Origin of the sequence: Chamaesiphon sp., from assembly GCF_041737865.1 — a bacterium.
Taxonomy (GTDB): Bacteria; Cyanobacteriota; Cyanobacteriia; order Cyanobacteriales; family Chamaesiphonaceae; genus Chamaesiphon.
Genome location: NZ_JBGSQZ010000182.1, coordinates 1 through 7328, shown reverse-complemented (window position 1 = coordinate 7328; position 7328 = coordinate 1). Strand labels below are relative to the sequence as shown.

Annotated in this window: 10 protein-coding genes; 7 read left to right on the top strand and 3 right to left on the bottom strand. The window is 41.7% G+C overall.

The window, feature by feature from the left end; genetic code table 11:
- The 5 genes from ACEW9J_RS13750 to ACEW9J_RS13730 form a co-directional block, all read left to right on the top strand.
- Positions 1-397: Uma2 family endonuclease (locus ACEW9J_RS13750; RefSeq protein ID WP_373545685.1), on the top strand; the 397-nt coding region annotated here is incomplete at its 5' end.
- A 534-nt stretch (positions 398-931) separates the two neighbouring features.
- Positions 932-3787 carry a DUF3987 domain-containing protein gene (locus tag ACEW9J_RS13745; RefSeq protein WP_373545684.1) on the top strand — a complete coding sequence of 952 codons (2856 nt, stop codon included), beginning with the start codon at positions 932-934 and terminating at the stop codon, positions 3785-3787.
- A gap of 288 nt (positions 3788-4075) precedes the next feature.
- Positions 4076-4300, top strand: coding sequence for an AbrB/MazE/SpoVT family DNA-binding domain-containing protein (locus ACEW9J_RS13740; protein WP_373545683.1), 225 nt, complete (start codon positions 4076-4078; stop codon positions 4298-4300).
- Between the two features lie 45 nt (positions 4301-4345).
- On the top strand, positions 4346-4570 hold the full coding sequence (locus tag ACEW9J_RS13735) for a hypothetical protein (protein ID WP_373545682.1): 225 nt from the start codon (positions 4346-4348) through the stop codon (positions 4568-4570).
- Between the two features lie 75 nt (positions 4571-4645).
- Positions 4646-4918: a hypothetical protein gene (locus ACEW9J_RS13730; protein WP_373545681.1), complete on the top strand. Its 273-nt coding sequence runs from the start codon at positions 4646-4648 to the stop codon at positions 4916-4918.
- 79 nt (positions 4919-4997) lie between these two features.
- Here the strand turns inward: ACEW9J_RS13730 and ACEW9J_RS13725 are convergent, their stop codons facing one another.
- From ACEW9J_RS13725 to ACEW9J_RS13715, 3 genes are all read right to left on the bottom strand, one after another.
- Complete coding sequence (locus ACEW9J_RS13725; RefSeq protein WP_373545680.1) at positions 4998-5243, bottom strand: type II toxin-antitoxin system Phd/YefM family antitoxin; 246 nt, start codon at positions 5241-5243, stop codon at positions 4998-5000.
- Between the two features lie 97 nt (positions 5244-5340).
- Positions 5341-5646 (bottom strand): helix-turn-helix domain-containing protein, encoded by a 306-nt coding sequence (locus tag ACEW9J_RS13720; RefSeq protein WP_373545679.1) that lies wholly within the window; start codon positions 5644-5646, stop codon positions 5341-5343.
- Between the two features lie 86 nt (positions 5647-5732).
- Positions 5733-6629: a 3'-5' exonuclease gene (locus ACEW9J_RS13715; RefSeq protein WP_373545678.1), complete on the bottom strand. Its 897-nt coding sequence runs from the start codon at positions 6627-6629 to the stop codon at positions 5733-5735.
- Positions 6630-6664: 35 nt separating this feature from the next.
- On the opposite strand from ACEW9J_RS13715, the gene ACEW9J_RS13710 reads away from it, so the two are divergent.
- Both ACEW9J_RS13710 and ACEW9J_RS13705 read left to right on the top strand, forming a co-directional pair.
- Entirely contained in the window at positions 6665-6937 is a 273-nt protein-coding gene (locus ACEW9J_RS13710) for a hypothetical protein (protein ID WP_373545677.1), read from the top strand.
- 52 nt (positions 6938-6989) lie between these two features.
- Complete coding sequence (locus ACEW9J_RS13705) at positions 6990-7238, top strand: hypothetical protein (RefSeq protein ID WP_373545676.1); 249 nt, start codon at positions 6990-6992, stop codon at positions 7236-7238.
- Positions 7239-7328 lie beyond the last annotated feature (90 nt).

Below are 7328 nucleotides of genomic sequence, written 5' to 3'. Positions count from 1 at the left end.
ACAGCTTTGGTTTTGGAATCGTCAAGGTTTGGGTAGATTGTTTGATTCATCTACAGGCTATAACTTTGCGGCTTTTGACGGCAAAAACCCATCGCCAGATGCCTCATGGATCGAGCGGTCGCGGCTGGAAGGAGTCGATACCTCTGGTCTAATTCCGGTCGTGCCCGATTTTGTCATCGAGTTACGATCGAAAACCGACTCGCTAAAGGATGTGCGAGCCAAGATGGAAGAGTATCGACGAGTAGGGGTACGCTTGGGTTGGTTGATTAATCCTCAACAGCGGCAGGTTGAGATTTACCGTCTAGGACAGGATGTAGAAGTGCTGCAATCCCCGACCAGTCTAGGCGGAGAGGATGTATTACCTGACTTTACGCTGGATCTAAGTTCGATTTTTTGATTCAAGCTATATATCCTTTCTCAAATATATCCTTTCTCAAATGATGAAAAGTCTATACATCAACGATTTGAGCATTATCCTGTTTAATTGTTTTGCTTTATCCTATCTTATTTTATTTAAAAGTAAAGTAGGATAGGTTTGAAGCAAGATAGGATAAAGGCTTGGATCGTCTCTGATCTTAATTGAAAAAGCATCTTGTCTTAAATAGATTTTGAATCTATTTAAGACATATCGATAGCTGGAGGAATAAATTATTTGGACAGAACTTGCAAATTAGAGTATAGTTTAGGATGAAGCAATAACCAATCTGTATTGATTTATTTATATACAGTTGCCAAAAAACCGCTGCTAGTTAGAGCTAGAGCGGCTTTGAGTGAAACCATTTTTGATTTCTAATCTGAACCGTGCTTACAACACGATTTAGATAGGAGTACTTTTAAACACATAAATACCCCTACATTATATCTCAAAAAATCCCGCTCCTCCAAGCAATTTAGCTCAAATCCTAGCGGCTCCACAACTACCGGAGTCATCATGTCAACGTACAACATCACAGAACATTTATCTGTCCTGACCCCAGTAAAAGGCTCGAAAACTAAGTATCATTGCCCTGCCTGCAATGGTCACAACCTAGATAGCAACAAGAGTACAGGTGCTTATAGCTGTTTTAATGGCTGTGTCTCAAAAGATATCCGAGCGGCTATAGACAAGCTAGAGGGTAAGCCTGAATGGAAACCAGAGCAAGATAACTGGGAGAAGCCAATCCGCACTCAATCTCGGAAAGATTACTTTTATCCTGACCGCGATGGCAACTCACTAATTAAAGTAGTGCGGATCGATCCTGGTGATGGAACGAAGAAAACCTTCCGCCAATATTACTGGACGGGTAGCCAATGGAAATCAGGCAACCCAAAGGAAATTAGACACCTTATCCCCATTTACAGATACAAAGAGGTTAGACAGGCGATTGGGCGTGGTGAGTTAATTTTCCACGTCGAAGGTGAAGCTACGGCTGATTTGCTATGGGCATTGAGTATTGCTGCTACAACTACTCTTGGAGGTTCGGGAGCCTATAGCGACTATGGGAATTACCAGGCGGACTTAGCAGGAGCGCGGATCGTCCAGACACCAGATCGAGATAGCAATGGACTAAAGTATATCGCTAACATCGAGCGGGACTTCTCTAGCCAAATCGAGGGCTACTACCTAGCAGGTACTCAAGGCTTATGGCGGAATCCACAAGGAGGTATGGACATTGGCGATGATATTTGCGACCACAATTTAACTAAAGAGCAAATTATAGCCAAAATTATTCCGATTGAGGCTATTGGTAATTACATCGATAGCAAGCGACAAAATAGTCCCCAAAATAATGAAGACGAAGAAAATACTCAGTTTTTACAAGTAAAGCTAGGGAATTTACTAGAAATCAAGGGGAAAAAAGCTCCGCAAATATTTCAAGATAATCTGGGAATATCTTTACAAGCAACGGCTAATAACTTTAATATTCCATTAGAAATACTTGAATTTTGCCTACTGCCGATTCTCTCCGCTCGAATCCCACCGGAAACCCGTTTATTAATTAATCCTGGGACTGACTATTCAGTACCAGCACTGCGGTGGTCTGCTCTGATTGGGGAAACTGGTACCAAGAAAAGTCCAGTATTGAAGGCTTTATTAGCTCCATTACTGAAGATTCAAAAACAGATTGCCGCTAAATACAAAGCTGAAAAAGATCTCTACGACCAAGATTATAGTCTCTGGAAAACTGAGAAAGTTGACAAGCGTGGGGAAGAACCGACCCTACCAGCACCAATGTTGGACTGTTATTTTTCCGATTTTACGATTGAGTCGATTGGGCAATCGATTAGCGATCGTCCAGATGATAGCTATTTAGTGTTTGTCGATGAGTTGGCCGGGTTCTTTAAGTCAATGGATGCCTATCGTAAAGGCGGGGGCGACCGTCAGAAATGGTTGGACTTATATAACGCTGGGGCATTGAAGATCAACCGCAAGGGGTCGCCGACTATTTTCTGTCCCCATACATCGGTCAGCATCTTAGGGGGGTTACAGCCGTCGGTATTGGCTCAGATGATTAAGGATGACTCTAGTGCGGAGGATGGGTTATGGAATCGATTTATGTTCTGTCGTCTGCCCCAGACTAAGACTGATGCGTTTAGTCATAATTCGATTTCTTTGTTTGAGTGCCTATTAGCACTCTATACAAATTTATCCTCGGCCCCAGTCATCGAACATATCCTCTCAGATGCGGCTAAGACGCTCTGGAAGGTGTGGCATGACGATGTAGAAGATCAAGTTATGGTAGAAGCTTCGGAGTTATTGAGAGGTACCTATGCTAAGGCTGAGGGGATTGCGGGTCGAAATGCGCTGATCGTTCACAGGGCGATTGCGGCACAACAAGGGGTTGTCCCAGAGCTAGCGATTAGTGGTGAGGTGATGGCGATGGCAATTGAGTGGACTCAGTGGGAGCTGGGGCAAACTTTACTCGAATATCAACGGTTGGGATTGACTGAAGATCCAGAGTTAAGCCGGATACTGCGATTTATCGATAAGTTTGAAGGGAAAGGATGGGTTAACGCGGTCGCTGTCCGTCCGTGGTGGAGTGGCAAGGTTAAACCACCCGTCCAAGAGATCAGATCGTTTATGACCAAGGTAGTCACATTGGGATCTGCGATCGATAACGGTGAAGCTCCAACGTCAGGAAAATATCAGATTTTAATTGATAGAAAAGGTAGTCATGTTAGTCATGTTTTACCTGAAAATGGCTCTGGGCAAGACATTGAATCGGTGACTACCCTTAGTCATAAAATTAGTCAGTCGGGAGATGAAACCGCTACACAGAGCCAGATTCAAAACATGACTACCGTTAGTCATAAAGTTAGTCATGTTTTGGCTAACTGCTCCACAACGGGAACTGAGAACGACGGTTCAGAGTATCGATCGTCAAACATGACTAACGGTAGTCATGTTTCCAAACCTGCGGATTTGCGTCATCCTGTCGATTCACTCGCCGAAAACATGACTAAGGGTAGTCATGACTTTAAAAGCTTACTAGTAAACGATTACAGCGAAAATGTGACTAACATGACTACCTTTTCTAGTGATAAAAACACGAGCGAGTTAGCCAACCTAGAATCGATGGCGGTAATTTTGGCAGATTTAGTTGAGTTGCCAGATGGGGCAGAGAAAAATAATCCGCTACCCCAAACCCTGTTAAAAGGAGATCGAGTTAAAAACAAGCAGACAGGAGAGGAGGGTGTAATAACGACCTGGGCTATAGGTCGCGCAAAAGCCACCATCCAATTTGACAATGGAGATCTATCGGGCTGGATATCACAGTCCGATCTGGTATTAGTGGAGCGTGGCTAGGATTACTTTCCCAGAAAACACCAATATATTGATGATATATTGGTGTGCAGTGACGCGGATCAAACGACAAGTAGTAGAGTATTTATCCCAAAATTCATCACGTCTTCACCGTGAAAAGAAGCTGAGGGGGTGACAAGCACCCCCTCAGCTTCAGTAAACAACAGTTTGAGCTTGCCAGACTCCAAAAATGCTTATCATCACAGTATTAGCACGATCTAAATTTTGTTGATATAAATCGATCTAATTATGGATGATAAATATCTGAGATTTTGATAAAAACTAAAATTTATGAGACCGCTGAAAATCAAAAAAATTGTTAACTCATTAGGCGTAATCTTGTTCGCAGAAATTATCCAAAAATTACAAGTAAATGAAGGGGATAGTATCTTAGCGATTGAAACGGCTGATGGTATCCACATTATTGCTAGCGATCCAGAATTCGAGTCAGGGATGGAGGCATATCGACAGGTTGTAAGTAAATATACACATGCCCTAAAAGAATTGGCAAAGTGACAATAATTAAATCTGTAAAGGTAAATGTTCTATGCTAATTATTCTATGCTAATTACCACTTGCAAGAAATATATCGATCTAGTCAACGAGTTTCCACCACGTCCGATCCGGACAGAGGAAGATTTTCAGGCTGTTCAGAAAGTTATAGATGCTTTGTTAGATGCAGAACAACTCAGTTTAGACCAACGAAAATATCTAAATTTATTAGGAAATATCGTTTATGAATATGAAGAAAAAACAGTTACAATTCCTAATCTTTATGGAGTGTAATTATTGAATACTTTCAGTCTTAATCAATCTCATGAAATTGTAATAATATATCAATTTACTGGCATGTTTGATATTATGAAGACAACATATATTTGGCTGGGGATACTTTCATTATTAGTCGGTGGTTCGATCTCGAATACGTTGGCGAAGCCTCTCGGTACGAGAATCGCAAATCCTTCAACTAAATTCGATCCTGTAACTGCACTAATGAAAAATATTGAGAATCCACCAGCTCGAAAAGGAGCAGCAATGCAAGTTGATGGAGTAAAATATGATTGTCATGCTACCGATTCATATCATTCAAAAACTCAAACGGCAGTTGATTTTCGGTGTTGGGTAATAAAGTAAGCTGTAATAGTTCAGAATTATCTAGACCAACCATAATCACGATCGATTTCACAATGTCGATCGCGCTCAGGCACTAGTTTCATTCTGACTCGCCCTCAAAAGCTGCTAACAAATCTGCTGGCAATGGTTCGTCAAAGTCGGCTGGAACAGTAAATAATCCCCGATCCCGACCTAAGCTTTGAAGGCGAGGTTTCGACTGTTTTAAGGGCACTAATTTAGCTACAGGCACCCCTCGGTTAGAAATAACGATCTCCTCTCCTAGTTCTACACAAGATAATAAGCGAGATAACTGGGTTTTCGCTTGATGGATATTGACAGTTTCCATAACTCGCTGATCCACAAACTAAGTTCACTAACTTAGTCTAACAATTGCGAGCGACTTTTTGGAGTTGATGTCACGATAAGCGGTAACAACAGTATTCTTATCGGGGCAGATCCAGATCTTGAGTAGTCTCAGTAGAGACGTGGGCATCAATGCCAGCAATCGACAGTAGGTGGACTAATTGCTTGACATAGAACCGATCGATCTCACCATTCATCAGATCGCTAATGCAAGATTGTGACTCATTAAAGAACACGGCTGTTTGAGCTTTTGTCCAGTTTTGAGAGCGGATGAATTTCCGTAAACTTATCATTAGATCGGCTCTAGCTTTCAAATCAGCAGCTTCTAGCGGCTCGAAACCTAAATCTTCAAATACATTGCCGCTGCCCTTGGTGACATCAACCATAATAGTTATCGACCCATAGTATAAATTTAAGATACCCGATGTAGGGGGAAACCTTTTCAATGGTGCTTGTCACCTCTTCAGGTATCCTACTTAACTTTACCAAGTAATTTTTCTTCGTAATCTAGTAAGTTGGCAGGTACTGTTTCACCTGCTTTTAGGCGTTTTTTTATCCACGATGCTGCTGACTTGAGCCGAGGCTCACGATCTACCAACGCTGAATCAAGTGCTTCGATCTCGTCAAATGTCACTCCATTATTCAGCTTTACTTTTGTAATTGACAATTCCAATGTCACACAACACCCACCAACAGTTCTGACCTGAGTGAGGTTTTGCTCCGCAAGTGCTTCACCCAACAAAGCTTTGAGTATTGTCTCTTCTTTTTCCAGTTGTAATCGTAGTGCTGATGCGGCGACGAGTAAATCTCCGATTTCACCGATTTCTTCAACTGTTTGCGGTAATTGGATTGGAGCGTAAGGTGTAGCTGCCAAAACATTTAACAAATTTACAGCAGCAAGACAATCGCCGATCGCGTCATGGTTGCCATTAAGCGGGGAGAATTTTTCATCACCTTCAATATCACGGCGCAAAATCATCAAACAAATTGGCTCGATATCGATTTGGCAGCCATTTTGGGCGAGGATTCGGCGATCGAAAGTGGCATTATAAATCACAATGCTTTCAACTCCCGACAAAATAGCCATAACATCTGGCAATACCTCGGCAATTGGTCTGGCATTGTGTTCGATTAGCCGCTCGATCGTAATGCCATTTTTTGCTGTAGCTGCTTTGCTAATACCCCGTTGAGGTTTTACATAGTGGTTGCAGATTACTTTTTTAGTGTGAGAAACGATCCCAATCTGGAGAATTTCGGCATCTTCTCCAACTCCAGAAGTTTCTAAATCTAGGAAGATGCAACCATCAGATAACAAAGATCTGACCTTTGCTATTGCAATATTTTTTCTCTTAGCGTTAATAATGTCCATAGAACTCTCAACAAAGTATAGTTTATTATCTATGTATGACAACATTATACTATGTGGTCATTCAGGCTGAAAAGGGCGATTTTAATGCTAGCTGGGGTTATTGTGCGGCTCAGATGGTTGCTGCCCAGAAATTTAATCGAGCGAAGGGACAGGAACTACCAATTTACGAGAGTGTCACCATAGGGACTTTCTGGCAGTTTCTCAAGCTGACTGGACAAGATTTGACGATTGATGTTACGGAGTATTCGCTCAACCCCATCGAGCGGATTCTCGGTATTTTGAAGTGGATAATAAATGGTAGTGAATAAACGCGATCGAGTGATCACTTCAGAAATGACCCTACAAACATAGGAGATTTAGATGAAATTAGCAGATTTATCAGCAGAGACAATTCAAAAGATTGGAAAAGTAAAATGGGATGGCATTTTTGAAAAGCATGAAGGGCCGTATGATTGGGATTGGGTATTTAAAACTGCCGAGAATAAAAATGATCTAGAGTTTTTCATAATTGACAATTGCCCAATTTTATTGCCGATCGATCCCGAACATTATGCCAATTTGGGGTTTTTTGTATTAATCCCCGAAAAGGGGGAATCAGCATATTTATAACTGAATGCTACTATTTTGCCCCTCTGGGATTTTCTTCTCTGAATTAGTCCATAACCGACAAGGGCTAAAGGTTTGAGAGAGTATCATTAC

Coding starts and splice junctions, on each gene's coding strand:
- ACEW9J_RS13740 (WP_373545683.1), top strand. CDS start 4,076: ATGAGACCGCTGAAAATCAAAAAAATTGTTAACTCATTAGGCGTAATC.
- ACEW9J_RS13710 (WP_373545677.1), top strand. CDS start 6,665: ATGACAACATTATACTATGTGGTCATTCAGGCTGAAAAGGGCGATTTT.
- ACEW9J_RS13715 (WP_373545678.1), bottom strand. CDS start 6,629: ATGGACATTATTAACGCTAAGAGAAAAAATATTGCAATAGCAAAGGTC.
- ACEW9J_RS13720 (WP_373545679.1), bottom strand. CDS start 5,646: ATGGTTGATGTCACCAAGGGCAGCGGCAATGTATTTGAAGATTTAGGT.
- ACEW9J_RS13735 (WP_373545682.1), top strand. CDS start 4,346: ATGCTAATTACCACTTGCAAGAAATATATCGATCTAGTCAACGAGTTT.
- ACEW9J_RS13725 (WP_373545680.1), bottom strand. CDS start 5,243: ATGGAAACTGTCAATATCCATCAAGCGAAAACCCAGTTATCTCGCTTA.
- ACEW9J_RS13745 (WP_373545684.1), top strand. CDS start 932: ATGTCAACGTACAACATCACAGAACATTTATCTGTCCTGACCCCAGTA.
- ACEW9J_RS13730 (WP_373545681.1), top strand. CDS start 4,646: ATGAAGACAACATATATTTGGCTGGGGATACTTTCATTATTAGTCGGT.
- ACEW9J_RS13705 (WP_373545676.1), top strand. CDS start 6,990: ATGAAATTAGCAGATTTATCAGCAGAGACAATTCAAAAGATTGGAAAA.